The sequence below is a fragment of the Halorubrum sodomense genome (genome assembly GCF_900111935.1).
Taxonomy (GTDB): Archaea; Halobacteriota; Halobacteria; order Halobacteriales; family Haloferacaceae; genus Halorubrum; species Halorubrum sodomense.
In genome coordinates this window covers 389,738-415,528 of the sequence record NZ_FOYN01000001.1, presented here as the reverse complement: position 1 = coordinate 415,528, position 25,791 = coordinate 389,738, and the positions used below count along the sequence as shown (strand labels likewise).

The window sequence follows — 25,791 nt, the reverse complement described above, 5'->3', positions numbered from 1 at the left end:
GGTCCTGCCGGGCCTCGCGCGCGTTCGGCGCCGACGGGACGATTTTTTGCGGTCGCGCCCGAACGGGGCGGTATGCGAGAGCGACGGGCCCTCGAAGCCCTCATCGGGACGTACGTCGCGACGGTCGCGACGCCAGCCCTCGCGCTGTCGGGCCGGTCGCCCGCGCTGAGTGTGACACGGATTCCCGCGCTCGCCGCGGCCGGCGCCGTCGTCGCCGTCGTCGTCGCGGTCGCCGCTCGGCGGATCGACGACATCGCGGGCGCCGCCGCGACGCTACCCGTGGCGGTCGCCTCGGTCGTCCCGGCGCTCGCCTACCTACCGTACATGGTCTTGGCGACGACTCCCGGGTCCGCCGCGGCGCGCGTCGCCGCGGTCGGGCTCCTCGCCGTGCTCCCCGGGATCGGCGTTCCGGTGGGCGGCGCGGTCCTTCGGAGCCGGCGCGTCCGCGAGGCCGCGACGGAGGTGGCGGTCGTCACCGTCGGCGGGACCGACGACGAGGGGCGGGACTGGCCGGTCCTCGCCGGCGGCGCGGTCCTCGCCGGCTCGCTCGTGGCCGTCGCCGCGTTCCTCGCGGTGACGGTCGACGGCGGCTTCGAAGCGGTCTGGCCGGCGTTCGGCGGCGTCTCGACGACGTTCCTCCTCCTCTTCGGAGACGACGGTTCGGAGGTGGCCGTGACCGACGAGGGGCTCCGCGTCGACCGGGCGGTCACGGGCTGGGACGACCTCGACGGGTACCGGGTGACCGACGAGCGGATCGAACTCGTCCGCTCGCGGTGGTACCTCCCCGCCCGGACCTTCGAGCGGGAACGGATCAGCGACGAGGACGCGCTCCTCGAAGGGCTCGGCGAGTTCCTGCCGCGCCTCGATCGGCACGGACGCGTCGAGGCGGGACCGACACGGTAACGCGTCGAGGCGGGACCGCGCCGCGGGGTCGGCACGGTAACGCGTCGAGGCGGGGCCGCGCCGCGGAGTCGGCGCGGGGCCGGCTCCTCGCGGGCGCGCCGCTCAGACGGCCGCCGTCACCGGCGACGCTGACGCTACGATAACAGCAACTTTATCACTCGCACGGGGCGAAATTCGCATAAGACTGCTCCGTTAGGAGGTTCAACAGTGACTGAAGCCAACACACAACCGGAGGTGAACATCGGTCTCGTCGGTCACGTCGACCACGGGAAGACCACGCTGGTACAGGCGTTGTCCGGCTCGTGGACCGACCAGCACAGCGAGGAGATGAAACGCGGCATCTCGATCCGGCTGGGGTACGCGGATGCGACGTTCCGCCGCTGTCCCGGCGTCGACGAGCCCGAGTGTTACACCGTCGACGAGGAGTGCGAGGACGGCTCCGCGAGCGAGCCGGTCCGCACGGTGTCGTTCGTCGACGCGCCCGGCCACGAGACGCTGATGGCGACGATGCTCTCGGGCGCCTCGATCATGGACGGGGCGGTCCTCGTCGTGAGCGCGACCGAGGACGTCCCGCAGGCCCAGACGGAAGAACACCTGATGGCGCTCGATCTCATCGGGATCGAGAACATCGTCATCGCGCAGAACAAGGTCGACCTGGTCGACCGCGACCGCGCCGTCGACAACTACGAGCAGATCCGGGAGTTCGTCGAGGGCACCGTCGCGGAGGACGCGCCGATCGTCCCCGTGTCGGCCCAACAGGAGGTCAACATGGACCTCCTCATCGACGCGGTCGAGTCCGAGATCCCGACCCCGGACCGCGACCCGGACGAGAGCGCCCGGATGTACGCGGCCCGCTCGTTCGACATCAACCGTCCGGGCGCGAGCGCCGAGGACCTCAAGGGCGGCGTCGTCGGCGGCTCGCTGGTCCGCGGCGAGCTGTCGGTCGGCGACGGGCTGGAGATCCGACCGGGGCGCGAGGTCGACGAGGAGGGCCAGACCGAGTGGCGGCCGCTGGAGACGACCGTCCGGTCGCTCCAGGCCGGCAGCAACGACGTCGAGACCGCCCGCCCCGGCGGACTCTTGGGCGTCGGAACGGGGCTCGACCCGAGCCTGACGAAGGGCGACGCCCTCGCCGGCCAGGTCGCCGGCGAACCGGGGACGCTCCCGCCGACTCGCGAGGAGTTCGAGATGACGGTCGACCTCCTCGACCGCGTCGTCGGCAAGGAGGACGACGAGAGCGGCGAGAGCGACATCGAGGAGATCAGCACCGGAGAGCCCCTGATGCTCACGGTGGGCACGGCGACGACGGTCGGCGCCGTGACGAGCGCGCGCGACGGCGAGTGCGAAGTGAGCCTCAAACGGCCGGTCTGCGCGGAGGCGGGCGCCCAGATCGCGATCAACCGGCGCGTCGGCGCGCGCTGGCGACTCATCGGCGTCGGGACGCTGACGTAGCGTGGCCGACGACGCCCGCGCGGACCGTCCGGAGTCGAGCCCCGCGGGCGACGCGCGCGCCGAGGGCCTCGCGGGAGACGGCTCCGAGGGAATTCCGGTCATCGCGCTCGACGCGAGCGCCCTGATGGCCCCGGTCGAGGCCGATCTCCGACTGTTCGAGGAGTTGGATCGGCTCCTCGGGGGCTACGAAGTCGTCGTTCCGGCGGCGGTGATCGCGGAACTCGACGGCCTCCAGGGCGGCAACGGCGCGGCGGCGACCGCCGCGAGCGTGGGCGCGGACCTCGCGGAGCGGGCGGAGACGGTGGCAACGAACGAATCGTACGCCGACGACGCGCTCGTCGCCCTGGCCGCGGCCGGCCGGGTCGACGCCGTCGTCACGGTCGACGGACCCCTCGCGAACCGGGTGCTGGCCGCGGACGCACCAGTAATCGGTTTAAGGGGTCGGAACACACTGGCGATAACGGAACCCTAGCGGCCGCGGACAACCAACAACATGTACAAACGAGTTCGACTCAAGGACACGGTCGAGGTCCCGCCGAAGCACCTGGCGGACGTCACCGACGAGCGGGTGAAAGCGCTGCTTCAAGACAAGCTGGAAGGACGGATGGACGAGGACGTCGGCAGCGTCGTGAGCGTCATCGAGGTTCACGACATCGGCGATGGCGCGGTGTTACACAACCGCCCCGGCGTCTACTACGAGGCGGAGTTCGACGCGCTCACTTACGACCCCGACATGCAGGAGGTCGCGGACGGCACCGTCGTCGAGACGGTGGAGTTCGGGGCCTTCGTCGGGATCGGCCCGGTGGACGGGCTGCTCCACGTCTCGCAGATCACCGACGAGTACCTCACGTTCGACGGCGCGAACCAGCAGCTCGCCTCGTCGGACTCGGACAAGACGCTCGGCGTCGACGACGCCGTGCGCGTCCGCGTCGTCACCAAGAGCATCGACGAGCGCAACCCGCGCGACTCGAAGATCGGGCTCACGGCGAAACAGCCGGGCCTCGGCAAACACGACTGGCTCGAGGGGCAGCGGAAACACCGCGAACAGACCGGTGAGGAGGCCGACTGATGGCCGAGGACCGCCTGGCGTGTCGCGAGTGTCACCACGTCAACGACCCGGACGCCCAGACCTGCGCGCTCTGCGGGTCGTCGTCGCTGACGGAGGACTGGGCGGGCTACGTCATCATCACCAAGCCCGCGGACAGCCAGATCGCCGAGGAGATGAACGTCTCCGAGGCGGGCGCGTACGCGCTCAAGGTCCGGTAACCCACGCGGCGACGCCGGAGGAACCGATGACCGACGCACCTGACCCGCTTGTCACGCTGCCCGAATCGCTGCGCGACGCATTCAAGGAGCCGCTGGGACCGGTGACGACGGACGCCGCCGCCCTTCTAGATGGCGTCGACGAGACCCGCGAGCGACACGGCTCGCCGGAGGAGGGGCCCCCACAGCTGATCGCGGTCGGCGACGTGGTCACCTACCACCTCCGGGAGGCCGGTCGCGTCCCGGACGTCGCGCTGGTCGACGGGAAGACGGAGCGCGAGGCGGTTCGCGAGGAGATCGAGACCGCGCTCGCGGCCACGGAGGAGCGGCGCATTCCCGTCGGGAACCCGGCTGCCGCGCTGTCGGCGGCGCTGCTCGGCGCGCTCGCCGAGGCGCTCGCGACGGACGAGCCGGTGACGATCGAGGTGGCCGGCGAGGAGGACCTGGCGGCGCTGCCGGCGATGCTGGCGGCGCCGCTCGGGTCGACGGTCGTCTACGGCCAGCCCGGCGAGGGGATGGTCCGGGTCGCGGTCACGTCCGAGGCCCGTCGGCGGGCGCGGGACCTGTTCGAGGGGCTGGCAGGCGACACGGCGGCCGCGTACGACGTTCTCGGCGTCGACCCGGACGGGTTCGACGACGGCGACGGGGAGTAGGGGACGGCCGGTCGGCGTCACTCGCGGTCGACGGCGACGACGGTCGCCGCGAGGACGGCGAGCCCGGCCACCAGCCCGACCCCGGTCACCAGCCGCGGCGTCACCGGGACCGTCGAGACGGAGAGGTACGGCTCGACGCCGCTGCGCCGGAGCCCGGCGAGCGCCTCGACGCCCCAGTGCCCACTCGCCAGCAGGGCGAGGCCGACGCCGACACCGAGGCCGCCGGTGACGAACCCGACCCCCGTGAGCGCGTCCTCCATCGCGAGGAACGACCAGACCGCGTCGTCCGTCGGCTCGGGGCCGCGCGCGAGGCGCCGGTGGAGCGCGACGAGCCCGAGGCCGGCGAGGCCGGCCGCGACGGTGCCGGCGAGCGCGACGGCCGCGACGCCGAGAGAGGTCGTGACCGGCGGCCCCGCGAAGTTCGCCTCCCGGACGGCCGCGGGGAGGGTCGCGACGACCGGGGCGGCGAGCGAGCCGAGGAGCGCCAGCGCGCCGCAGATCCGAGCCTTTCGGAGCGGCGGCATCGGGACGATGACGTTGGCCGACCTGGTGAGCTCGTACTCCGAGCGCTCGGTCGGGTCGAATCGGGGGTCGTCGGACATCCACGTGGTAACGCAACCCACGGCCCGGAGAAGTGAAACCCTGACGCCGAACGGGGCGTTCGGTCGACGGTCGGCGGACGGTTCGGCGGCGACACCCCCGCTTCGAAATCCTTTTACAGCTTTCGGGGGGATATACGCCCAACTGAACCATGGACGTCGATATCATCTCCGAGGACGAGAACCCGATGTTGCACCGAACGGACATCCGTTTCGAGACGACGCACGAGGAGGCCACTCCCTCGCGGCTGTCGGTCCGCGACTCGCTGGCGGCCAAGCTCGACAAGGACTCCGAGGAGGTCGTCGTCCACGAGCTCGACACGAAGTTCGGGATGCGCAAGACGGTCGGCTACGCGAAGGTGTACGACTCGGCCGCCGACGCGCTGGACGTCGAGCAGGACCACATGCTCGAACGCAACAAGATCGGCGACGAGGCCGACGCGGACGCCGAAGAGGCCTGACGCCGCCGGATGCGCGTTCTCGGCATCGAGGGTACCGCGTGGTGCGCGAGCGCCGCGCTGTACGACGCCGAGACCGACGCAGTTCTCATCGAATCCGACCCATACGAACCGGACAGCGGCGGCATTCACCCGCGAGAGGCCGCCGAACACATGTCGGAGGCGATCCCCGAAGTCGTCGACGACGTGTTGACCGCGGCCGAGGCGGAATACGGCCCGAACGCGGTCGACGCGGTCGCCTTCTCTCGCGGCCCGGGACTCGGGCCCTGCCTCCGAATCGTCGGGACAGCGGCGCGGGCGCTCGCCGGGACGCTGTCGGTGCCGCTCGTCGGCGTCAACCACATGGTGGCGCACTTAGAGATCGGTCGCCACCGCTCCGGCTTCGACAACCCCGTGTGTCTGAACGCCTCGGGGGCGAACGCGCACCTGCTCGGCTACCACGACGGTCGATACCGCGTGCTCGGTGAGACGATGGACGCCGGCGTGGGCAACGCGCTCGATAAGTTCACCCGCCACGTCGGGTGGAGCCACCCCGGCGGACCGAAGGTCGAGGCGGCGGCCGCGGAGTTCGCGGCGGCCGCGGGCGGACGCGGGGACGGGAGCAGAGACGGGGACGGAGACGGGAGCAGAGTCGGAGACGGGGACGAGGATAGGAGCAGAGACGGGGACGGAGACGAGAGCAGAGTCGGAGACGGGGACGGGAACGGAAATTCCGGCTCGGTCGCCGCCGCCGACCTCCTCGATCTGCCGTACGTCGTCAAGGGGATGGACTTCTCCTTTTCCGGAATCAGCTCGGCCGCCAACGACGCCGCGGACGACGGCGTCCCCGTCGAGGAGATCTGCTTTTCGCTCCAAGAACACGTCTTCGCGATGCTCACGGAGGTGTCGGAGCGCGCGCTGTCGCTGACGGGCGCCGACGAACTCGTGTTGGGCGGCGGCGTCGCGCAGAACGACCGGCTCCGCGAGATGCTGGCCGCGATGTGCGAGGCACGCGGCGCCGAATTCCACGCGCCGGAGCCGCGCTTCCTCCGCGACAACGCGGGCATGATCGCCGTGTTGGGCGCGAAGATGGCCGCTTCCGGAGACACGATCCCGATCGCGGAGTCGAGGGTCGACCCGGACTTCCGGCCGGATCAGGTGCCGGTGACGTGGCGGTCGGGCGAGTCGGTGGCACGGGAACGCGGGGGGAGCGAACCGGACGGTGCCGAGCGCGACCCGGAGGCGGACCGACGCGGCGCGGAGGCGACCGTCACGGTCACCGGGACCGGCGACGAGCGCCGCGTGATCAAGCGGCGCGTGGAGAAGGCGTACCGACACCCGGAACTGGACCGGACGCTCAGGCGCGACCGGACCGTCGCGGAGGCGCGGCTGACGAGCGAGGCGCGGCGCGCGGGGGTCCCGACCCCGCTCGTGTACGACGTCGACCTCTCGGACGCGACGCTGACCCTCGGGTACGTCGGGGAGCGCGACCTCGCGGCCGCCCTCGACGAGCGCCCGATCGAGGCGGTCGGCCGCTACCTCGCACGGCTTCACGGCGCCGGGATCGTCCACGGCGACCCGACCACTCGGAACGTGCGGGTGTCGCCCGGCGGCGAGAAGGTGGGGCGGTCCGTGGGAGGGCCGGAGGCGACGCCGGAGACGTACCTCATCGACTTCGGGCTCGGCTACCACACCGGGCACGTCGAGGACCACGCGATGGACCTCCACGTGTTCGAGGGGTCGATCCGAGCGACCGCGACCGATCCGGAGCCGCTGATAGCGGCGTTCGAGGCCGGATACGACGCGGCCGGCGACGGCGAGGTCCTCGACCGGCTTCGAGACGTGGCGGACCGCGGTCGCTATCGCTGACGACGGTCGCGGTCGACGACGGCAGTCGGGCTCCGCGGCGAAATCGGAGAGCGATTGCGCCACGATTTATGGTGCCGGCGGACAGAGGAGCGGGTATGGCAGACAAACCGTCGTCCGGAGAGATCCTCGGGATTCCGTACAACTTCGAGCGTCCGAGCCTCGGGCGGCTGCTTTCGTCGTACTGGCAGCCCGACAAGGGAATGCTCGTCGAGAAGCCGTTCGGCATCGGCTACACCCTGAACCTCGCCAACTGGCGGTCGTGGATCGTCCTCGCGGTCGCGGGCGGGCTCTACTACCAGCAGCAGTCCGCCGGGGGCGCCCCGGCCGGCGACGCCGACGAGGAGGCCGCGGAGGACGACGACGGCCCCGTCGAAGTGATCGTCGACGACGACTGACGGCGCCGGCGACCGGGCCGGAATCCGTGGGCCGTGATAGCACGGGAACCGAGTTTCAGCGGTGATTCCTCGTCGGTTTCTTTTAAATATCAGAAGTACATACGTCCGGTAATGGAAGTCCAGTTCGAGTGCTCGTGTTCGGAGGAGATCTCCGAGTTCACCCGCGGCGAGACCAGCCGCGGGGTCCACGTCGAATGCGGGAACTGCGGCGCGGTGTACGCCGTGACGATCACCGAGTTGGACTAGCCGGCTGGCCCGCCGACTCGAACCGGAGGCGGACCGTGGTGCCGTCGTCGTCCGTCTCGAACCGGACGGTGCCGCCCTGCGTCTCACACATCCACTTGACGAGCCACAGCCCGATGCTGCTCGCGTGCGAGAGCGGCGTCTCCTCTTCGGCCTGTAACACCGCGCGCTCGTCCGGCGGGATCCCCGGTCCGTTGTCGGTGACCTCCAGACAGGTGGTCGTTCCGTTCTCGCGGATCGTCGCCTCCACGCGGCGGGTCGAACCGTCGTTGTGGGTGACCGCGTTCTCGAACACCTCGCGGATCGGGAACTCCACGGAGTCGTCCGCACGGATCCACGCCTCCGAGGGCGTCTCGACGGTGACCGCGGCGCCCTCGGCGTCGACGACCCCGATCGCCTCGTGGACCGCGGCGACGAGGTCGACGTGACCGTCCGGACGCTCGGGCGACGCGTCCTCGATCACCCGGAGTTTCTCGCTGATGGCGACGACGTCGTCGGTGGTCTCCCGGATCGTCTCCAGGCACTGTCGGCTCCGCTCGTCGTCGACCCGATCGGACAGCAGGTCGGTGTACCCCTGAATCACGTTGAGGTCGTTGCGGACGTTGTGCCGGAACACGCGGCTCAACACCTGGAGCTGCTGGTTAGAGGTTTCGAGGTCCCGTCGAGCGGTCTCCGCCCGGTTCCGGTGGTGCGTGACCGCGCCGTAAAGCAGTCCGCCGGAGCCGGCGACGAGCAGCCAGTCACTGACGAGACGCGTCGGGGTCCAGACGGCCGCGGATCCGCCCGCGGACGCGACGGCGAAGTCGATGCCCACCGCGAGCAGCGCCCCGACGAGGACGTACACCGCCGTGATCGCTGCCGCCGACCGTCCGTAGAGGTGTTCCGAGATATCCTTCATTTATATTTAACTCAACATCCGACGGATTTTCCTCTCGCTGAACACCTCGACGGCCGATGGCTTAAATTTTGACCGCCGGACTCCGCTGGAGCGCCGATGTCGGACTCACCACGAGGCGCAGTCGGCACAGACGAAGTCGTCGCCGTCGCGCCAGCGACGCTCGACCCGCTGACCGCACTCGGCACACGCCGCGCCGTCGCCGTGCCACGTCGAGGTGGCGGTCGCGGGCTCGACTTCGTCGGAATCGTCGGGACCGGACTCCGTGGTATCGCCGTCAGCGCCGACCGACCCGTCCGTCGGCGCCTCGCCGCTGGCGTCGTCCGCCTCGGCGAAGTCGTCGAGGGAACGGTCCTCCGGCATCTACGCCTCCCGGCGGAGCCGGTCGACGACGTAGTCGCGCTCCAGTTCGCCGAGGAACTCCCCGAGCCGCGGCCCCTGCGTGTCGTCGAAGAACAGCCGGTAGCCCGCCGCGAAGAACTCGCTCACCTCGACGTCGTGGTCGCGGGCGGTCTCGTACATCGCCCCCTGAATCGCCTCGCCGTCGTGGCCCGCGGCGACGAACTCCGCGAGGTCGTCGAGCGCGGCCGCGACCTCGTCGTCGAACTCGACCGCCGGGAGGTCGGTCTGAAGGCGGTAGTCGTACTCGTTTTCGGTCCGCTCGGCCCAGTTTCGAGCCTGGTCCACGCGGGCGAGCGCGGCGTCGACCGCCTCGGGGGAGGCGTCCTCGGGGATGTGCCCCTCGTCGCGGGCGAGCCGCTCGCGGAAGTCGGGGTCGTCGACCATGCCGAGGACCGCCGCGAACGTGTACGGGAGCCGGATCGGCTTCTCGGTCGGCGGGTCGTCCGCGCGCCCGACGACGAACGGGTAGGCGCGCTCGGCGAAGGCCGTGAGGTCCGGGTCGTCGACCTCGCCGAAGTAGGCGCGCTCGAACCGGTCGAACCGGTCGACCAACTGGTCGAGCCGCTCGATATCGAGGTCGCGGGCCTTCTTCGGGTGGAGCGCGAAGAAGTAGCGCAACACCGCGGGCTCGAGCAGCTCTAACAGCTCCTGCACCGTGACGACGTTCCCCTCGGAGGAGGAGAACGCCTCGCCGTTGAGCGTGAACCACTCGTACACCATCGGCACGGGCGGCTCCTCGCCGAAGACGTTCCGCGCGACGTCGACGCCCGAGGGCCACGACCCCTCCGCGTGGTCCTTCCCGAACGGCTCGAAATCGACCCCGAGGACGCCCCACTGGGCGGGCCACTCCAGCCGCCACGGGAGCTTCCCCTCGCGGAACGTCGCGGTGCCCTCGTGGCCGCAGCCCTCGATGGTGTTGCCGCCGGCGTCCATGTCGGTACAGACGTAGTCGACGGTCTCGGTTTCGAGGTCGATCCCCGTCACCGTCTCCGTAATCTTCCCGCACGCCTCACAGACCGGGTTGAAGGGGACGTACTCGTCGTCGACCTTGTCCTGATACGGCGAGAGCACGTCTCGGACGCGGTCGAGGTCACCGAGGACCGTCCGGACCGCGTCGTCGAACGCGCCGTCGGCGTACAGGTCGGTGTTCGAGAGCATCTCGACCGGGACGTTCAGGCGGTCGGCGTCGGCCTTCAGCAGCCCCGCGAAGTGGGCCGCGTACGACTCCGCCTCCCCGAACGGGTCCGGAATCGACGTGTACGGCACCCCGAGGTTGCGGCCGAGCGCGCCCGCGTCGACCTCGCCGAGCCCGACGATCTCGCCGTCCGCGTTCGCCAGCTTCCGCGGCACCTTCCGCAGGGGATCCTTGTCGTCGGAAGTGAACACCTGCCGGACCTCGCGGCCCCGATCGCGGAGCACCTCGGCGACGAAGTAGCCGCGCATGATCTCGTTGAAGTTGCCGAGGTGAGCGACGCCGGAGGGGGAGACGCCGCCCTTGATCACGATCGGTTCCTCGGGGTCGCGCGCCTCGATCTTGTCGGCGACCACGTCCGCCCAGAAGGCGTGGAACGCCTCCGCGGACCCGTCGGCCGCCTCCTCCCGGTCGTCGGACGCGCCCTCGCCCCCGCCGGTCGGTCCATCCCCGAGCGCGGACTGCTCGGAGAGGATGTGCGGGGAGTCGGCGGCGGGCGCGTCGTCAGTCCCGGACTCGGTCGGCTCGTCGGCCGCGCCGTCCGCGCTCATCGCTCCCCCGCCCAGTCGCTCGGTTCGTCGCCGTCGACCGGGACCACGTCGGTCCCCGTGTGGTCGCCGCGCAACACGGCGTCGACGACGGCGGTCGGGTCGGTCCCGTCGAGGACGATCGAGCGTATTCCGGCCCGGTCGATCAGCTTCGCCGCGAGCAGGTCGACTGGCGCGGACGCGCCGGCGTCGCGGCTCATCGGGAGGACGACCTCGACGAGTTCGGCCGGCGACAGCGACGCGAACTGGGTCGCGTCGGGGTCGGCGTTGGGGTCGGCGTCGTACACGCCGTCGGCGCTCGTGGCGTAGACGAGCAGGTCGGCGTCGACCGACTCGGCGAAGGCGGCCGCGACCGCGTCGGTGGTCTGTCCCGGCGTCACCCCGCCCATGACCGCCACCTCGTCGCGGCGGAGGGCGGCCGCCGCCTCCTCGTAGTCGGTCGCGGGCGCGAGGCTCGCGTGGTCGCCGAGCGCGGCGATCAGGAGCCGGGCGTTGAGCCGGGTCGTCCCGATGCCGAGCCGGTCGAGCTCGACCTCGTTGGCCCCGATGTCGCGGGCCGTCTGGATGTACTCGCGGGCGACGCCGCCGCCGCCGACGACGACCCCGACCTCGCAGCCGGCGGCGGCCAGCCGTTCGATCGCCTCGGCGTACGCGGCCACGCGCTCGGGGTCGAGGTCCGGCGCGAGCACGCTCCCGCCCACGGAAACGACGACTCTCATTGCCGACGAGTATCCCTGTCGCGGTCTTAAGGATTGTCAAGCCCGGCCGCGACCGAGCCGGCGCCGGGACGCCGATCGGGGACGACGGGCCGACCGGGAAACGCCTAAGCCCGTCGCGCCCCGCCCTCGGGTATGCGACCGATATCGATCGTCGGCGACGGGGCCCCGGAGCTGGCTCGCCGGCTCGCGGCGCGGCTCGACGGCCGGGTCGCCGTCGTCGAGCGGGAGGGCGGTTCGGGCCGGGAGGCTCGGAGCGAGCCGGACGGGAGCGACCCGGCCGCCGACGGCGGGGTCGTCGACGGCGGAGTCACCGACCCCGTACAGCGACCGGACGCCGACACCGAACTCGCGTTCGACGCGGACGGGAACTGGAGCGGCCGAGGGAGCGTCGACGGCTTCGACGACCTGCTCGACAGACTCGCGCCGGATCACGACTATCTGCTGGCCGTCGGGGAGTCGCGACTGCGCGTGTCGGCGGTCCTCCTCGGCGCCGATCCGGATCCCGAAAGCGTACCGGGAACGGTCCTCGCGACCGCGGAACACCCGGACGCGGTCGACCTCGACGACCTCGTCGTCGACCTCGACGCGGCGGAGCCGTGGATCACCCGCGAGACGCTGGTGGACCGCGTCGAGGCGTCTGCGGACGCGGACCGGTCGGGTGCGATCGCGACGTTCACCGGGCGCGTGCGCGCCCGCGACGCCCCGGACGACGACCGGACGACGCACCTCGCGTTCGAGAAGTACGAGGGAGTCGCCGCGGAGCGGATGGACGCCATCGCGGAGGAGCTCGCGGGGCGCGACGGCGTCTTCGACGTGCGGATGCACCACCGCACCGGCGTGATCGAGGCGGGCGAGGACATCGTGTTCGTCGTCGTCCTCGCCGGGCACCGCCGGGAGGCGTTCCGGACGGTCGAGGACGGGATCGACCGCCTGAAAGACGAGGTGCCGATATTCAAGAAGGAGGCGACGGAGTCGGAGACGTTCTGGGTCCACCGCCGGGACTGAACGGCCCGCGGAGAGAGTCCGAGTCGGTGCGCCGCGGAGATTCGAGACCCGGATCGCGACCGCGGACGGCCCGACGCGAGGGGCGCGCCGGCGCTCCGAGGCGGTGTTAATCGGGATATTTTGCCGCTAATCGTCCGACGAGCGCGGCGGGGGCGGGTTACTCGCGTACCGAGTTATCGGCGGCAGAAACGCCCTCAGATTCGATTATAAAATATCTACGACGTTTTGAAATCGTTGTAAAGAGTCCGTCAGACACGTTTTAGCTCGGTAGGATCAGTGAAACGCCCTGAAACCCCCTGAACGTCGCCCAACGGTGTTACCTTTATAACATCCTCCGGCAGCAAGCGTGGGGTGTACATGAGCGCGACAGCGAATCCCTCCACGAACACGAGCGCGAACGACGACCGCAGCAAGGAAGAGCGGCTGAAGCAGTACCTGCTCGACCGGGCGCAGGACGGTGAGATGTACTTCAAGGGGAAGTTCATCTCGGAGGACGTCGACCTCTCGCCGAAGGAGATCGGCGCCCTGATGGTGAAGCTCCGCGACTCCGCGACGGAGCTCACCGTCGAGAAGTGGTCGTACACGGGCGCGACGACCTGGCGCGTCGAGCCCGCCTGAGGGCCCCGTTCCGCCGACCGACGCTCGCAGCACCGCCCGCGACGCGCACCGCCACACCGGATCCCGCGGTTCGGTCCCCGACTCGCGCTTTCTGACCGCACACGCGTCCGCCGCCCGAGGCGAGCGAATGACCGGTCCCCCCGTTTCTCGGTTCCGGTTCGCGCACCCGCCGACGCGGGGTTTATACTCGCCGACCAGTTACGACGTGACGATGCCTGAACACGAGGACGCGGCGGCGGCCGGCGACGGCGCGCCGCGTCCGGAGCCGCTCCGGACGTTCTTCCGGATCGACGAGGTCCGTCGCGAAGACGGTCGCGTGCGGTACCGCGGCGAGTCGTACGTCCCGGAGCGAACGCTGTTACGCAAGCTGACCCCGCACTTCCGAGAGGCGGGCTACGAGGTCGACATCGAGGTCGTCGACGGCGGTCACGTCGTCGTCGCGACGCCGTTCGACCGCGGCCGCGACGGGATCCCCTGGGTGAACGTCGCCATGTTCGCGGCCACCGTGCTGTCGACGCTGTTCGTCGGCGCGTACGGCTGGTACTACGTCCCGCTCGCGGAGATCCAGTCGAACCCGCTGGCGCTGCTCCGGGCGTGGCCGTTCACCGCCGCCGTCCTCGGGGTCCTAATGACCCACGAGCTCGGCCACTACGCCGCCGGGCGCTACCACGGCGTCCCCGTCTCGCTGCCGTACGTCATCCCCTTCATCTTCCCGTTCGGCACGCTCGGTGCGGTGATCCGGATCCGGGGGCGAATGCCCTCGCGGAAGGTCCTCTTCGACATCGGCGCCGCGGGGCCGATCGCGGGACTGATCGCGACGCTCGTCGTGACCGCGATCGGGCTCTCGCTCGACCCGATCCGGGTGCCCGCGGAACTGGCGAACGCGTCCGGGACGATGATCCGTTTCAACAATCCGCCGCTCTTGGACCTCATCGCCCGGGTTCTCGGCGAGCGAACGAGCTACGGCGACTCGGCGCTCACCGCCCACCCGGTCGTGATCGGCGGGTGGGTCGGGATGTTCTTCACGCTCCTGAACCTCCTGCCGGTCGGCCAGCTCGACGGCGGCCACATGGTCCGGGCGATGCTCGGGCCGCGACAGGAGACGGTGGCGGCGCTCGTCCCCGGCGCGCTGTTCGGTATCGCCGCCTACCTCCACTTCTGGCGGGGGCTCGGCCTGAACGAGTCGGTCGGGCTGTGGGCGTTCTGGGGCGTGTTCGCGACGGTGATCGCGTACAACGGCCCGGCGAATCCGACCGACGAGGAGCGGCTGGGGCTCCCTCGGCTCGCGGTCGGCGCCGCCACGTTCGCCGTCGGGGCGCTCTGTTTCCTGCTCGTGCCGATCCAGGTCGTCGGGGCGTGACGCCGCGATGGCCGGACTCCTCTCCCGAATACGCGCGCGAGTCGAGCGCCTCGGCTTCCGGGCGCTGTACCGGCTCGCGGACCTGACGTACGCGCTCGGCGTCGCGACCCCGAAGCGGACGGTCGCGGGGACCTACTGGAGCTACGAGCCGACGAACCCCCACGGCGACGACCCCGGGCTGGCCGCGCTCGACCGGCTTCCGAACGACGCGGTGATCTTCGACGCGGGCGCTCACGCCGGCGAACACGCGATCCCGCTTGCGCGCGACACCGACCGGCGAGTGATCGCGTTCGAACCGAACGGCGAGAGCGCGGATCGGTTAGCCCGGAACACCGAGCGAAACGGAGTCGGCAGCCGGGTCGATCTCAGGCGGGTCGGCCTCGGGGACGCGAGCGCGACGCTGACGTTCTACCGGTCGACGTTCTCGAAGTGCTCCGCGTTCGACCGCGAGTCAGCGACGAGGTGGGGCGCGAGCGTCGCGGGCACGGAGTCCGTCCCGGTCCGGCGGCTCGACGACCTCGTCGAGGGAGCCGGCGACGGGCGGTCGGACGAGGTGGACCCCGTCCCGCCGCCGGACGCGTTCAAGGTCGACGTCGAGGGGCACGAGGCCGCGGCGCTCCGGGGCGCGACGGAAACGCTCGCGGCCCATCGACCGCTGCTCGTCGTGGAGGTCCACGAGGCGGGAGCGGCGGGCGGGGACTCGCCGGAGGAGACCGCGTCGGACTCCGGGCCCACCGACCTCCGCGAGTGGCTGGACGCGCGGGGCTACGCGGTCGAGGAGGCGGACGACGTGTGGATCTGCCGGCCGCGGGACAGCGCGCCCCCCGAGGCGTGAGCGGCGCGCGGCCGCCCTCAGTCGTCGCGTCGCTGTTTCATGCCCTGTCGGGTGAACTGCGGCGTGGCCCGGAGCCCGCGCTTCTTCCGGAACGACCGGTACAGGGCGATAGCGAGCGGCGCGGCCAGAACGAGGACGACCGCCGCGAGCCGCCAGTCGTTCGCGAACGAGTAGAGGATCGTCGCCGAGAGGACGCCGACCGCGAGCAGCACCGAGTAGGCGATCCGCATCGCCAGCTTCTCTAAGACCTTCGTCTCGTCCTCCAACACGACGTTCACCGTCAGGTCGTCGCGGTTGGCGCGGTCGAGGAACTCGTCGGCCTTCGGTGGAACCGTGAACAGCGCCTCGGTGGTCTTCTGGACCTGTCTCCCGGCGTCCTCCGCGAGGTCGCGGGCGGTCTGTTCGTAGTACCCCTCCTCGCGGAGGTAGTCGGTCGCCGTCGAGATGAAGTCGAACTCGGGGTCGAGCGTGACGCAGACCCCCTCGACGACGGTGGCGACGCGGAGGACCAAGGCGAGGTTCGGCGGGAGCCGCAGCGGGAACTCGTAGATGGTCGACTCCACCTGCTCGATGATCTGGTTCACCTGGTACTGCTCGATGTCCTCGCCGCTGGCGTCGGCGATGGCCAGCTCCATCACGTTGCCCATCACCTCGCGGTCGGCCTCCGGCGAGAGCGTTCCCATCGAGATCAGCGTGTCGAGGATGGCGTCGATGTCCTGGCGCGCGACCGCGACGTAGAACTCGACGATCTTCTCTTGGATGAACGGGTCCACTCGGCCCGCCATCCCGAAATCGTAGAAGATCACGGTGCCGTCGTCCGCGACGGCGAGGTTTCCCGGGTGCGGGTCGGCGTGGAACACGCCGTCCTCGATGATCATCTGGAGGTACACCTCCTGAAGCGTCTCCGCGATCGCGGTCCGGTCGTGTCCCGCCTCGTCGAGCGCGTCGATGTCGCTGATCTTCGTGCCCGGCACGTACTCCATGGTGAGCACCCGGGGCCCCGAGACCGCCTCGTACGTCTCCGGGATCCGGATCCGGTCCTCGTCCGCGAAGTTGCCGCGGATCTCCTCGAGCATCGTCCGCTCGCGGTCGTAGTCCATCTCCTCGCGGATCGTCTTCGCGAACTCGTCGGCGAGGTTCTCCAGCGAGAACGCTCTGCCGGCGCCGGTGAACCGCTTGATCAGCGGGATCGACCAGCGGATCGTCCGGAGGTCGGCCTCGACGAGCGACTCGATCCCCGGGCGGCGCACCTTCACCGCGACCGGGTCGCCCTCGTACTTCGCGGTGTACACTTGGCCGAGGCTCGCGCCGCTTATCGGGTCGCGGTCGAAGTCGTCGAACGTCCGGTCGACCGGACCGAACTCGTCTTCGAGAACGGCCTTCGACTCCTCCCACGGCGCAGGCGGGACGTCGTCTTGGAGCCCCTCCAGCACGTCGATGTACGCCGGCGGGAGGATGTCGGGGCGCGTCGAGAGGATCTGGCCGAGCTTGATGAACGTCGGGCCGAGCGTGAGCAGGATGTCGAGCAGCACCGCGGCGCGCTCGCGCTGGGTCTCGACGTCGACCTCGCGGCTCCCGCCGAACAGGAAGTATCGGCGGCTGTCACGCCAGTAGGCGACGATGAGCGGCGAGAACTGCCGGAGAACGACGACGAACCGCCAGTAGGCGCGAAGGTTGACCAGCGTGACCACCCGTCAGGCGTCGCCCTCGTCGTCCGCGCCGTCGACGGGGATGGTCCGGGAGACTTCGCTCGCGCGCTTGGGCAGCGAGATCTCGAGGACGCCGCGGTCGATCTCGGCGTCGGCGCCCGCGCCGTCGGCGTCGTTCGGGATCGGGAGTTCCGCGTCGAGGAACAGCGGGCGGTCCTCGCGGACGTACTCGAACCCGTCGGGGACGGCCTTCTCGCGGCGCCCCTCGATGTCGATGCGCCCGTCCTCGACGAGCACCTCGGTCGTCTCGGGGGTCGCGCCCGGGAGGTCGACGACGAGGACGTACCCGTCGTCGGACTCGAGTAGGTCCGCAAACACCGCGTCCGGGAGATCGCGGAGCGCGTCGCGTAGGGCTGACATAACCGTTGGTAGGGTCGCCGCGGCGAAAAACCTGTGGAAAGGGCGGGTCCGGTCGGGGGACGCGAGACGGTCGATCGGCCGCGGTCAGCGACGGCGGATCAGTCGTCGTCGCCGATGTCGAGGTCGAACTTCCCGAGGTCTTCGCCCTGCGATTCGCCGGGGAGGATGTCGCCCAGCCCCGCGCCGAACGCGGCCGCGGCCCAGACGACCGCGATCCGCCCGAACCGTTCGAGCGCGGTCGGGTCGCCCTCGTGGAGCCGGCCCCAGAACAGCAGCATGGCCGCCGACGTGGTCAGCGAGACGAGGAGCACGCCGGCGTACCGGCGGGGGATGACCCCGAAGATCGGGTGTCTGATCGCGATCTGTCGGAAGTCAGCGAAGTAGAGGAGCCCGGCGGTCGCGAGGAAGATGAACCCGACGTGCGCGATCAGGAGGACCGGGACGCCGGCGACGGTCGTCGCCGCGAACCAGGCCGCGATCTCGAAGACGCCGCCCTCAACGAGCAGGGGGAGCGCGAACAGCACCGCCCCCACGAACGACTCGGCCAGGTCCCGGGAGGTGTACTTGGTGATCCGCTCGGCGAGCGCGCCGGTCCCGGGCATCCGCTCGACGAGCGAGATCGTCTGTCTGACCTTCTCGCGCTCGTGTCCCTCGTCGACGGTGTCGCGCAGGGCGTCGAGCTTCGCGAGCAGGTCGTCGATGTCGGGCTCCGCGGGGGGGCTTGCGGCCTCCGTCCGCCCCCCGGAGCTGTCCGCCCGACCCGTGTTCGGGTCCCGTTCGTCGCTGTCGACCATGTCCCCCGCGACGCGCGAGCGACCTAAAAGGGTACCTTCGGGACCGCCGCCGCGCGCGGAGAGGGCGGTCGACCCGGCCGCCGCGGCGGCCTACAGTCGACCGAGGAACGCCGCGAGCGCCTCGTTGAACGCGGCCGGGCGTTCGAGCATCGCGAGGTGGGCAGCGTCCGGTATCTCGGTCCACTCCCCCGCCGGGATCTCCGTCGCGAGGTACTCGTGGTACGCCGGCGGGGTGAGCCCGTCGCGCGCGCCCACGACCGCGAGCGCCGGGACCTGGACCTCGCCGAGGCGGTCGCGCACGTCGAAGCGGTGGCACGTCAGGAAGTCCCGTTCGGTGACCGCCCGCCCGCACGCGCGCATCGCCGCCGCCGAGAGCTCGACGTACTCGGCGGGCGCGTCGCGGAACAGCCGGTCCGGCTCGTGGAGCAGCGAGACCGCCCGGTCGAAGTCGGTCGCGAGCGCGTCGCGGAGCGGCTCGGCCACCGCGAGCTTCGCGCCCGTGCCCGCGAGGACGAGCCCGTCGAGCGCGAGGTCGTGCTCGAGGGCGATCCGCAACGCGACCGCGCCGCCGAGCGAGTTCCCGCAGAGGGCGGCCGCGTCCGTCGCCTCCGCGACGGCGACGACGTCGTCCGCGTACGCGTCGAGGGTCTCCGGGCCCGCGGGCGTCGCGACGTCGTCGCTGGCGCCGTGCCCGGAGAGGTCGACCGCGACGCCCGGGAACCGGTCGGCGAGCCGCGCCTGCGACTTCCAGACGTCTTTCGTGCCGCCGCTGCCGTGGACGAAACAGACCGTCGGCCCGTCGCCGCCGCGGTCGAAGCGGCGGTACGCGGTCTCGCGGCCGTCGTGAGTGACCCGTTCCATACCCGACGGTTCGGCGCCGATCGGAATAAACGGCGGCGGGACCGTCGCGCGCTCGGCGGCCCGACCGACGCCGCGACTCCGACCGCGCGACGGCGGCCGAATCGCTCGAACCGCTACACTACCGTTAGGAAAGAGAATCACTCACGTCTTGCGATTTTGAGGGACATATTTATATACTTGTGCGACTAACTCGTAGTTAGGATGAATCACATACAGACCCGATCGACCGGGGACGGCGCGCTGCTGCGCCGGTACGAGTACGACGACGCCTGGATCGTCGCCGCCGATCTCGGCGTCGACGACGAGGACGTCAGCGTCGACACCGTCGGTGAAACGGCGATCGTCGTCGTCGAGGGACCGGAAGAGCCGGTCGAATCGGAGTTCGATCTGCCCGGAACGGCCGCGTCCGCGGCCGTGAACAACGGCGTGATCACCGTGGAGGGCGAGCGATGAAGCTCACCGTCAAGCCGCTGAAACAGAAGGACGCCGGTCGGCGCCTCGCGGCGATCGACCGCGTCGCGGCCGACGAGCTCGGGCTCTCCGGCGGGGACATCGTCCGCGTCGAGGGCGCCGACAGGGCGGCGATCGCCCGCGTCTGGCCCGGCTACCCCGAGGACGACGGCACCGGCGTGATCCGGATCGACGGCCGGCTCCGTCAGGAGGCCGACGTGGGGATCGACGACCGCGTGACCGTCGAAGACGTGGACGTCTCGCGGGCGGACGCGGTCACGATCGCCTTCCCGAGCCAGCTGCGGGTGCGGGGCCAGATCGCCCCGTTCATCCGCGACAAGCTCTCCGGCCAGCCGGTGACGGAGGGACAGACCATCCGCACGTCGCTCGGCTTCGGGCTGATGGGCGGTCAGTCGCAGGCGGTCCCGATGAAGATCGCCGAGACGAGCCCCGGCGGCACGGTCGTCATCACCGACGAGACGGAGATCAGCATCTCCGAGATCTCCGCCGAGGAGATCGCCGACCGCGGCGAGGCCGCGGGCGGGACCGGCGAGGGGCCGGACGTCACCTACGAGGACATCGGCGGGCTCGACGACGAGCTCGAGCAGGTCCGCGAGATGATCGAGCTGCCGATGCGCCACCCGGAGCTGTTCAAGCGCCTCGGGATCGACCCGCCGAAGGGCGTCCTGCTCCACGGCCCGCCGGGCACGGGGAAGACGCTGATCGCGAAGGCGGTCGCCAACGAGATCGACGCGAACTTCCACACGATCTCCGGCCCGGAGATCATGTCGAAGTACTACGGCGAGAGCGAAGAGCAGCTCCGCGAGGTGTTCGAGGAGGCGTCCGAGGAGTCGCCGTCGATCATCTTCATGGACGAGCTGGACTCCATCGCGCCCAAGCGCGAGGAGGCCGGCGGCGACGTTGAACGCCGCGTCGTGGCCCAGCTCCTCTCGCTGATGGACGGGCTCGAAGAGCGCGGCGAGGTCGTCGTCATCGGGGCGACGAACCGGGTCGACGCCATCGATCAGGCGCTCCGACGGGGCGGTCGCTTCGACCGCGAGATCGAGGTCGGCGTCCCCGACCGCGACGGGCGCAAGGAGATCCTCCAAGTCCACACGCGGAACATGCCGCTGACCGAGGGGGTCGACCTCGACGAGTACGCCGAGAACACCCACGGCTTCGTCGGAGCCGACCTCGAGTCGCTCGCGAAGGAGTCCGCGATGCACGCGCTGCGGCGCATCCGCCCGGAGATAGACCTCGAGAGCGACGAGATCGACGCCGACGTGTTGAACTCCATCCAGGTGACTGAGTCGGACTTCAAGGAGGCGATCAAGGGGATCGAACCCTCCGCACTCCGCGAGGTGTTCGTCGAGGTCCCCGACACCACCTGGGAGGACGTGGGCGGCCTCGAGGACACCAAAGAGCGGCTCCGCGAGACGATCCAGTGGCCGCTGGAGTACCCCGAGGTGTTCGAGGAGCTGGACATACAGGCCGCGAAGGGCGTCCTGATGTACGGCCCGCCGGGCACGGGGAAGACCCTGCTCGCGAAGGCGGTCGCCAACGAGAGCGAGTCGAACTTCATCTCGATCAAGGGGCCGGAGCTGCTGAACAAGTACGTGGGCGAGTCCGAGAAGGGCGTCCGCGAGGTGTTCAGCAAGGCCCGCGAGAACGCGCCGACGATCGTGTTCTTCGACGAGATCGACTCGATCGCGACCGAGCGCGGCAAGAACTCCGGCGACTCCGGCGTCGGCGAGCGCGTCGTCTCCCAGCTGCTGACGGAGCTCGACGGGCTCGAGTCGCTGGAGGACGTGGTCGTCATCGCGACGACCAACCGCCCGGACCTCATCGACTCGGCGCTGCTGCGCCCCGGGCGCCTGGACCGGCACGTCCACGTGCCCGTCCCCGACGAGACGGCGCGCCGCCGGATCTTCGAGGTCCACACGCGGAACAAGCCGCTGGCCGACGACGTCGACCTCGACGCGCTGGCGCGCAAGACCGACGGGTACGTGGGCGCCGACATCGAGGCGGTCGCCCGCGAGGCGTCGATGAACGCCTCCCGGGAGTTCATCGGCAGCGTCACGCGCGAGGAGGTCGGCGAGTCCGTCGGCAACATCCGCGTGACGATGGCGCACTTCGAGAACGCGCTGAACGAGGTGAACCCCAGCGTCACCCCCGAGACGCGCGAGCGGTACGAGGAGATAGAAAAGCAGTTCAAGCGGTCCGAGGTCGACCGCACCGAGGCCGAGCCGGGCGCCGCGTTCCAGTAAGCGGACGGCGCGGCCGAACGAGTTTTTATATTAATCCGAGCGTCGACAGCAGGTAGAACGCCGCGACGAGGACGATACCGATCGTGACCAGCCGCCAGGCGAGCTTCAACACGAACTTGCCGACGACGATGATCAGCGCGACGGCGACGAGGGCCACCAACAGCTGCCCCACCTGACTGCCCAGCAGCGCGGCCTGTGCCGGCGCGACGAGCCCCGCGAGTGCGAGCGACGTTGCGGTCATATTCGGGGCCACGGCGACGCCGGGCATAAGCTTGTGGGACGAGACCGATCCCGGTTATTGATTCTTGATATGTCTGCGGCAAGAACCGCGTCGACTCCGGACGTGTGCTCGTCAAGGCGACAAGCGTAGGGCGGCTAGTGCCCGGTATCACGGGTGGAATCACCGCCCGGTAACCCCCCTTCTGTTCCGGTGGGAAACCGCCTTCGTACCGCGGTTTGCTCGGTCAAAGATCAGTTTCACTCCGGTCTACCTACGCTTATGTGTACAGAGTCCGTTCTTCACCGACGTACCGGATTCAACGTCAGACGCGCCGCATCGACGTTACATAGCAGATCGGACACGTAAAGCCGGTCGGGTCCCGACATCCGAACGTACAAGGGCCCGCCTCACCAGTACACCAACACTACAGATGATCCATATTCCACGCCAACCGAGCGGGGTGGCCGCCGAATGAGCGGTGTCACCGCCGACAACCTCGAACTGCCGATCAAACGCACCACGGGCGACACCATGGAGGAGCGCCTCACGGCCAACGCCTACCACAACATCCTGCCCGCGCGCTACCTCCGGAAGAACGCGGACGGGGAGCCGATCGAAGATCCCGAGGAGCTGTTCGACCGCGTCGCGCGCAACGTCGCGCTCGCGGAGGCGGTCTTCGAGGCCGAAAAGCGGGGCGTCGAGATCACGGTCACGCCCGACCAGGTCAAGCCCGACCACCCGCGCCGAGACGAGCTCGCCGAGGAGGTCTTCGGCGCGGGGACGACGGTCGACGACGACGTCGAGACGACGCTCACCGCCCGCAACGTCAACAAGTTCGCGTACGACACGGTCGTTCCCGAACTGCCCGAGGGCGTCCGCGACCACGTCGAGACGACCACCGAGACGTTCCGCGACGGGATGGAGTCGCTTTCGTTCATGCCGAACTCCCCGACGCTGATGAACGCGGGCGACGAGCTGCAGCAGCTCTCCGCCTGCTTCGTCGACTCCCCCGACGACGACATCACCGACATCCACCAGACCGCTAAGGAGGCGGCCGAGGTGTTCCAGTCCGGCGGCGGGATGGGGTACGCGTTCTGGAAGCTCCGCCCCTACGGCGACGCCGTCGGCTCGACGGGCGGCATCGCCTCCGGCCCGATCACGTTCATGCGGACGTTCGACCAGATGTGCGAGACGATCGCGCAGGGCGGCGCGCGGCGCGGCGCCCAGATGGGCGTCATGCGCGTCTCGCACCCGGACGTGATCCAGTTCATCCACGCGAAGAACAAGGACGTCTCGCTGGCGCACTCGCTGCGCCTGAACGACCCCGACGACTTCACGCACAACTCCTTCGCGGACGCGCTGGAGGAGGCGCGCGACCTCATCGACGAGGACGGGAAGGTGCCCGAGCACCTCCGGAACGCGGTCGAGGGCCACCTCTCGAACTTCAACATCAGCGTCGGCGTCACCGACGACTTCATGGAGGCGCTGTACAACGACGAGGAGTTCACCTTCACGAACCCGCGCACGGAGGAGCCGCACGTCGCGACGCCGGAGACGAAGGAGATCTACGACATGTTCGGTCTCGGCGAGCACGTCGAGGTCGGCGAGGAGCTCTCGATCCCGGCGCAGGAGCTCTGGGACGACATGATCGAGGGCGCCCACGAGAACGGCGAGCCCGGCGTCATCTACCTCGAACGGGTGAACAAAGAGCACTCCTTCGACGTCGAGGAGCACCCGGACCACCGGATCCTCGCGACGAACCCCTGCGGCGAGCAGCCGTTGGAGGAGTACGAGGCCTGTAACCTCGGCCACATCAACCTCTCGACGCTGGCGTCGCAGGACGCGCCGGACTGGCGGGTCTGGTCGGACGAACACGCCGACGAGTACGACTCACAGGCGGCGGCGATCGAGGCCTTCCTCGAGGAGGCGATCGACTTCGAGGAGTTCGACGAGCGGATCGAGTACGGCACGCGCTTCCTCGAGAACGTCGTGACGATGTCGGACTTCCCGGTCGACAAGATCGAAGAGAAGGTCCGCGACATGCGGAAGATCGGGCTGGGGGTCATGGGGCTCGCGCAGCTGTACATCCAGCTCGGGATCCAGTACGGCACCGAGCCGGGCCACGAGGTCGCCCGCCAGCTGATGACCCACATCAACCACGCGTCGAAACAGACCTCCCACGAGCTCGCGACGGAGCGCGGGACGTTCAACGACTGGGAGGACTCGAAGTACGCGAACCCCACCGAGTACCGCGACTGGTTCGAGCACTACACCGGCCTCGACGCCGACGAGTGGGCGGACGGCTTCCCGGTCCGCAACCACAACACGACGACGATCGCGCCCACGGGCACGACGTCGATGATCGGGAACACGACGGGCGGCTGTGAGCCCATCTACAACGTCGCCTTCTACAAGAACGTCTCCGACGACGTCCAGGGCGACGAGATGCTCGTCGAGTTCGACGACTACTTCCTGCGCACCTTAGAGGCGAACGACGTCGACGTCGACGCCGTCAAACAGGAGGCCCAAGAGCAGATGGCGCAAAACGAGTTCGACGGCGTGGACGGGTTAGAGACGGTCCCGGAGGCCATCGGCGAGCTGTTCGTCGTCACCGGCGACCTCTCGGGCAAGCAGCACGCGGCGGTCCAGTGCGCCTGCCAGGAGGGCGTCGACTCCGCCATCTCGAAGACGTGTAACTTCCCGAACGACGCCACCGCCGAGGAGATGGAAGAGGTGTACCGCTACATCTACGACCACGGCGGCAAGGGCGTCACCGTCTACCGCGACGGCACCCGCTCGAAGCAGGTGCTCACGACCCGCGCGAAGAACACGGAGTTCGCCGACGAGAGCGAGGCGGCCGAGGCGATCGTCGAGCAGATCGGCGAGGTGTTCGGCGGCATCGAGTCGTTCCTCGACAACGAGGACGTCCAGGCGGCGATCGACGCGGAGATTTCGGACCTGCTCGAAGCCAGCGAGCAGCCTCGTATCGACTACAGCGAGCGCAGTCCCCGCCCCGACTCTCTGAACGGCGTCACACAGCGCGTCGAGACGGGCTACGGAAAGCTGTACGTCACGATCAACGAAGACGACAACGGCCTGCCGTTCGAGCTGTTCGCGAACATCGGTCACTCCGGCGGCTACACCAACTCCTTCACCGAGGCGCTCGCGAAGGTCATCTCGACGGCGCTCCGCTCGGGCGTCGACCCCGAGGAGATCGTCGACGAGCTACAGGGCACCCGGAGCCCGAAGGTCGCGTGGGACAAGGGCGAGCAGATCCAGTCGATCCCGGACGCGATCGGCACGGCGCTGCGCCGCTACCTCGACGACGACGTCGACAAGGGGATCCCCCAACAGCAGAGCCTCGACGACGTCGAGGAGACCGCGTCGGGCGCGAGCCGTCCGAGTCAGACCGACGGCGGCGCGGTCGACGCCGGCCCGGCGACCGACGCCCCGAGCGCGGACGGCTCCGGTCCGGCGGCGAAGGACGACGCCGCCGGCGCCGACGACTCGACGCAGGAGCTCATCGCGGCGGGCGAGTCGCCCGAGTGCCCCGACTGCGGCGGCATGAACCTCTACTACTCCGAGGGCTGCAAGACGTGCGAGTCGTGCGGCTGGTCGGAGTGTTAGACGGGTAGCGAGCGACCGACGACGCGGTTTTTTTGCGGGACGCGGATGCCGTCACGCGCGCTCATCGCTGCGTGGGAGACGGACGGACGCGCCGCTGTTCGAGTCGGAAAACTGG

27 protein-coding genes are annotated in these 25,791 nt (G+C 69.9%); 17 read left to right on the top strand and 10 right to left on the bottom strand.

The genetic code is table 11. The features are described from left to right. Window positions 1-72: 72 nt before the first annotated feature. From BM286_RS02145 to BM286_RS02120, 6 genes are all read left to right on the top strand, one after another. Window positions 73-903 carry a hypothetical protein gene (locus BM286_RS02145; RefSeq protein WP_092919946.1) on the top strand — a complete coding sequence of 277 codons (831 nt, stop codon included), beginning with the start codon at window positions 73-75 and terminating at the stop codon, window positions 901-903. 207 nt (window positions 904-1,110) lie between these two features. Next, window positions 1,111-2,355: a translation initiation factor IF-2 subunit gamma gene (locus tag BM286_RS02140; RefSeq protein ID WP_092919945.1), complete on the top strand. Its 1,245-nt coding sequence runs from the start codon at window positions 1,111-1,113 to the stop codon at window positions 2,353-2,355. A 1-nt stretch (window position 2,356) separates the two neighbouring features. Then, the gene (locus BM286_RS02135; RefSeq protein WP_092919944.1) at window positions 2,357-2,827 is read left to right on the top strand and encodes a PIN domain-containing protein; all 471 of its coding nucleotides are present in this window, start codon (window positions 2,357-2,359) and stop codon (window positions 2,825-2,827) included. Between the two features lie 21 nt (window positions 2,828-2,848). Further along, a complete protein-coding gene (locus BM286_RS02130; RefSeq protein WP_092919943.1) occupies window positions 2,849-3,424 on the top strand; it encodes a DNA-directed RNA polymerase in 576 nt (191 codons plus the stop codon). Then, window positions 3,424-3,621: a transcription elongation factor subunit Spt4 gene (gene spt4, locus BM286_RS02125; RefSeq protein ID WP_092919942.1), complete on the top strand. Its 198-nt coding sequence runs from the start codon at window positions 3,424-3,426 to the stop codon at window positions 3,619-3,621. The genes BM286_RS02130 and spt4 overlap by 1 nt, the downstream gene beginning before the upstream one ends. Window positions 3,622-3,647: 26 nt before the next feature. Then, window positions 3,648-4,271 carry a GTP-dependent dephospho-CoA kinase family protein gene (locus BM286_RS02120; protein ID WP_092919941.1) on the top strand — a complete coding sequence of 208 codons (624 nt, stop codon included), beginning with the start codon at window positions 3,648-3,650 and terminating at the stop codon, window positions 4,269-4,271. Between the two features lie 17 nt (window positions 4,272-4,288). Here BM286_RS02120 and BM286_RS02115 read toward each other — a convergent pair whose 3' ends face one another. Further along, on the bottom strand, window positions 4,289-4,873 hold the full coding sequence (locus BM286_RS02115; RefSeq protein ID WP_092919940.1) for a hypothetical protein: 585 nt from the start codon (window positions 4,871-4,873) through the stop codon (window positions 4,289-4,291). Window positions 4,874-5,022: 149 nt separating this feature from the next. Here BM286_RS02115 and BM286_RS02110 point away from each other — a divergent pair, with 149 nt between their 5' ends. The 4 genes from BM286_RS02110 to BM286_RS15895 all read left to right on the top strand — a co-directional run bounded on the left by BM286_RS02110 (window position 5,023) and on the right by BM286_RS15895 (window position 7,817). Then, complete coding sequence (locus tag BM286_RS02110) at window positions 5,023-5,331, top strand: 30S ribosomal protein S24e (protein ID WP_092919939.1); 309 nt, start codon at window positions 5,023-5,025, stop codon at window positions 5,329-5,331. Between the two features lie 9 nt (window positions 5,332-5,340). Next, a complete protein-coding gene (locus tag BM286_RS02105; RefSeq protein WP_092919938.1) occupies window positions 5,341-7,176 on the top strand; it encodes a bifunctional N(6)-L-threonylcarbamoyladenine synthase/serine/threonine protein kinase in 1,836 nt (611 codons plus the stop codon). 95 nt (window positions 7,177-7,271) lie between these two features. Next, on the top strand, window positions 7,272-7,571 hold the full coding sequence (locus BM286_RS02100) for a DUF5808 domain-containing protein (RefSeq protein ID WP_092919937.1): 300 nt from the start codon (window positions 7,272-7,274) through the stop codon (window positions 7,569-7,571). 111 nt (window positions 7,572-7,682) lie between these two features. Next, window positions 7,683-7,817: a hypothetical protein gene (locus BM286_RS15895; protein WP_255510099.1), complete on the top strand. Its 135-nt coding sequence runs from the start codon at window positions 7,683-7,685 to the stop codon at window positions 7,815-7,817. Here the strand turns inward: BM286_RS15895 and BM286_RS02095 are convergent. The 4 genes from BM286_RS02095 to pyrH all read right to left on the bottom strand — a co-directional run bounded on the left by BM286_RS02095 (window position 7,801) and on the right by pyrH (window position 11,570). After that, window positions 7,801-8,712: a sensor histidine kinase gene (locus BM286_RS02095; protein ID WP_092919936.1), complete on the bottom strand. Its 912-nt coding sequence runs from the start codon at window positions 8,710-8,712 to the stop codon at window positions 7,801-7,803. The two genes, BM286_RS15895 and BM286_RS02095, sit on opposite strands and share 17 nt — an antisense overlap. Window positions 8,713-8,817: 105 nt before the next feature. Beyond that, entirely contained in the window at window positions 8,818-9,072 is a 255-nt protein-coding gene (locus BM286_RS02090; protein WP_092919935.1) for a DUF7573 domain-containing protein, read from the bottom strand. Continuing rightward, complete coding sequence (gene lysS, locus BM286_RS02085) at window positions 9,073-10,854, bottom strand: lysine--tRNA ligase (protein ID WP_092919934.1); 1,782 nt, start codon at window positions 10,852-10,854, stop codon at window positions 9,073-9,075. Further along, window positions 10,851-11,570 carry a UMP kinase gene (pyrH, locus tag BM286_RS02080; RefSeq protein ID WP_092919933.1) on the bottom strand — a complete coding sequence of 240 codons (720 nt, stop codon included), beginning with the start codon at window positions 11,568-11,570 and terminating at the stop codon, window positions 10,851-10,853. The genes lysS and pyrH overlap by 4 nt, the downstream gene beginning before the upstream one ends. 132 nt (window positions 11,571-11,702) lie before the next feature. Here pyrH and BM286_RS02075 point away from each other — a divergent pair, with 132 nt between their 5' ends. The 4 genes from BM286_RS02075 to BM286_RS02060 all read left to right on the top strand — a co-directional run bounded on the left by BM286_RS02075 (window position 11,703) and on the right by BM286_RS02060 (window position 15,388). Beyond that, a complete protein-coding gene (locus BM286_RS02075) occupies window positions 11,703-12,575 on the top strand; it encodes a molybdopterin synthase (RefSeq protein WP_092919932.1) in 873 nt (290 codons plus the stop codon). A 357-nt stretch (window positions 12,576-12,932) separates the two neighbouring features. Then, window positions 12,933-13,193, top strand: a complete 261-nt coding sequence (locus tag BM286_RS02070; RefSeq protein ID WP_092920475.1) for a DUF7123 family protein — start codon at window positions 12,933-12,935, stop codon at window positions 13,191-13,193. Between the two features lie 211 nt (window positions 13,194-13,404). Further along, window positions 13,405-14,553, top strand: a complete 1,149-nt coding sequence (locus BM286_RS02065; RefSeq protein WP_092919931.1) for a site-2 protease family protein — start codon at window positions 13,405-13,407, stop codon at window positions 14,551-14,553. A 7-nt stretch (window positions 14,554-14,560) separates the two neighbouring features. Then, window positions 14,561-15,388, top strand: coding sequence for an FkbM family methyltransferase (locus tag BM286_RS02060; protein ID WP_092919930.1), 828 nt, complete (start codon window positions 14,561-14,563; stop codon window positions 15,386-15,388). 17 nt (window positions 15,389-15,405) lie between these two features. Here BM286_RS02060 and BM286_RS02055 read toward each other — a convergent pair whose 3' ends face one another. From BM286_RS02055 to BM286_RS02040, 4 genes are all read right to left on the bottom strand, one after another. Next, the gene (locus BM286_RS02055) at window positions 15,406-17,079 is read right to left on the bottom strand and encodes an ABC1 kinase family protein (RefSeq protein ID WP_092919929.1); all 1,674 of its coding nucleotides are present in this window, start codon (window positions 17,077-17,079) and stop codon (window positions 15,406-15,408) included. A gap of 3 nt (window positions 17,080-17,082) precedes the next feature. Then, window positions 17,083-17,457, bottom strand: coding sequence for an Hsp20/alpha crystallin family protein (locus tag BM286_RS02050; protein WP_092919928.1), 375 nt, complete (start codon window positions 17,455-17,457; stop codon window positions 17,083-17,085). Between the two features lie 98 nt (window positions 17,458-17,555). After that, window positions 17,556-18,251, bottom strand: a complete 696-nt coding sequence (locus tag BM286_RS02045) for a DUF2391 domain-containing protein (RefSeq protein WP_092919927.1) — start codon at window positions 18,249-18,251, stop codon at window positions 17,556-17,558. Window positions 18,252-18,341: 90 nt separating this feature from the next. Continuing rightward, complete coding sequence (locus BM286_RS02040) at window positions 18,342-19,112, bottom strand: alpha/beta fold hydrolase (protein ID WP_092919926.1); 771 nt, start codon at window positions 19,110-19,112, stop codon at window positions 18,342-18,344. A 201-nt stretch (window positions 19,113-19,313) separates the two neighbouring features. Here BM286_RS02040 and BM286_RS02035 point away from each other — a divergent pair, with 201 nt between their 5' ends. Further along, window positions 19,314-19,565 (top strand): Hsp20/alpha crystallin family protein, encoded by a 252-nt coding sequence (locus BM286_RS02035; RefSeq protein ID WP_092919925.1) that lies wholly within the window; start codon window positions 19,314-19,316, stop codon window positions 19,563-19,565. Next, entirely contained in the window at window positions 19,562-21,829 is a 2,268-nt protein-coding gene (locus BM286_RS02030) for a CDC48 family AAA ATPase (protein WP_092919924.1), read from the top strand. The genes BM286_RS02035 and BM286_RS02030 overlap by 4 nt, the downstream gene beginning before the upstream one ends. 25 nt (window positions 21,830-21,854) lie before the next feature. Here BM286_RS02030 and BM286_RS02025 read toward each other — a convergent pair whose 3' ends face one another. Next, window positions 21,855-22,097 carry a hypothetical protein gene (locus BM286_RS02025; RefSeq protein WP_092919923.1) on the bottom strand — a complete coding sequence of 81 codons (243 nt, stop codon included), beginning with the start codon at window positions 22,095-22,097 and terminating at the stop codon, window positions 21,855-21,857. 423 nt (window positions 22,098-22,520) lie between these two features. On the opposite strand from BM286_RS02025, the gene BM286_RS02020 reads away from it, so the two are divergent. Beyond that, window positions 22,521-25,676 carry an adenosylcobalamin-dependent ribonucleoside-diphosphate reductase gene (locus BM286_RS02020; protein ID WP_092919922.1) on the top strand — a complete coding sequence of 1,052 codons (3,156 nt, stop codon included), beginning with the start codon at window positions 22,521-22,523 and terminating at the stop codon, window positions 25,674-25,676. Window positions 25,677-25,791: the final 115 nt, after the last annotated feature.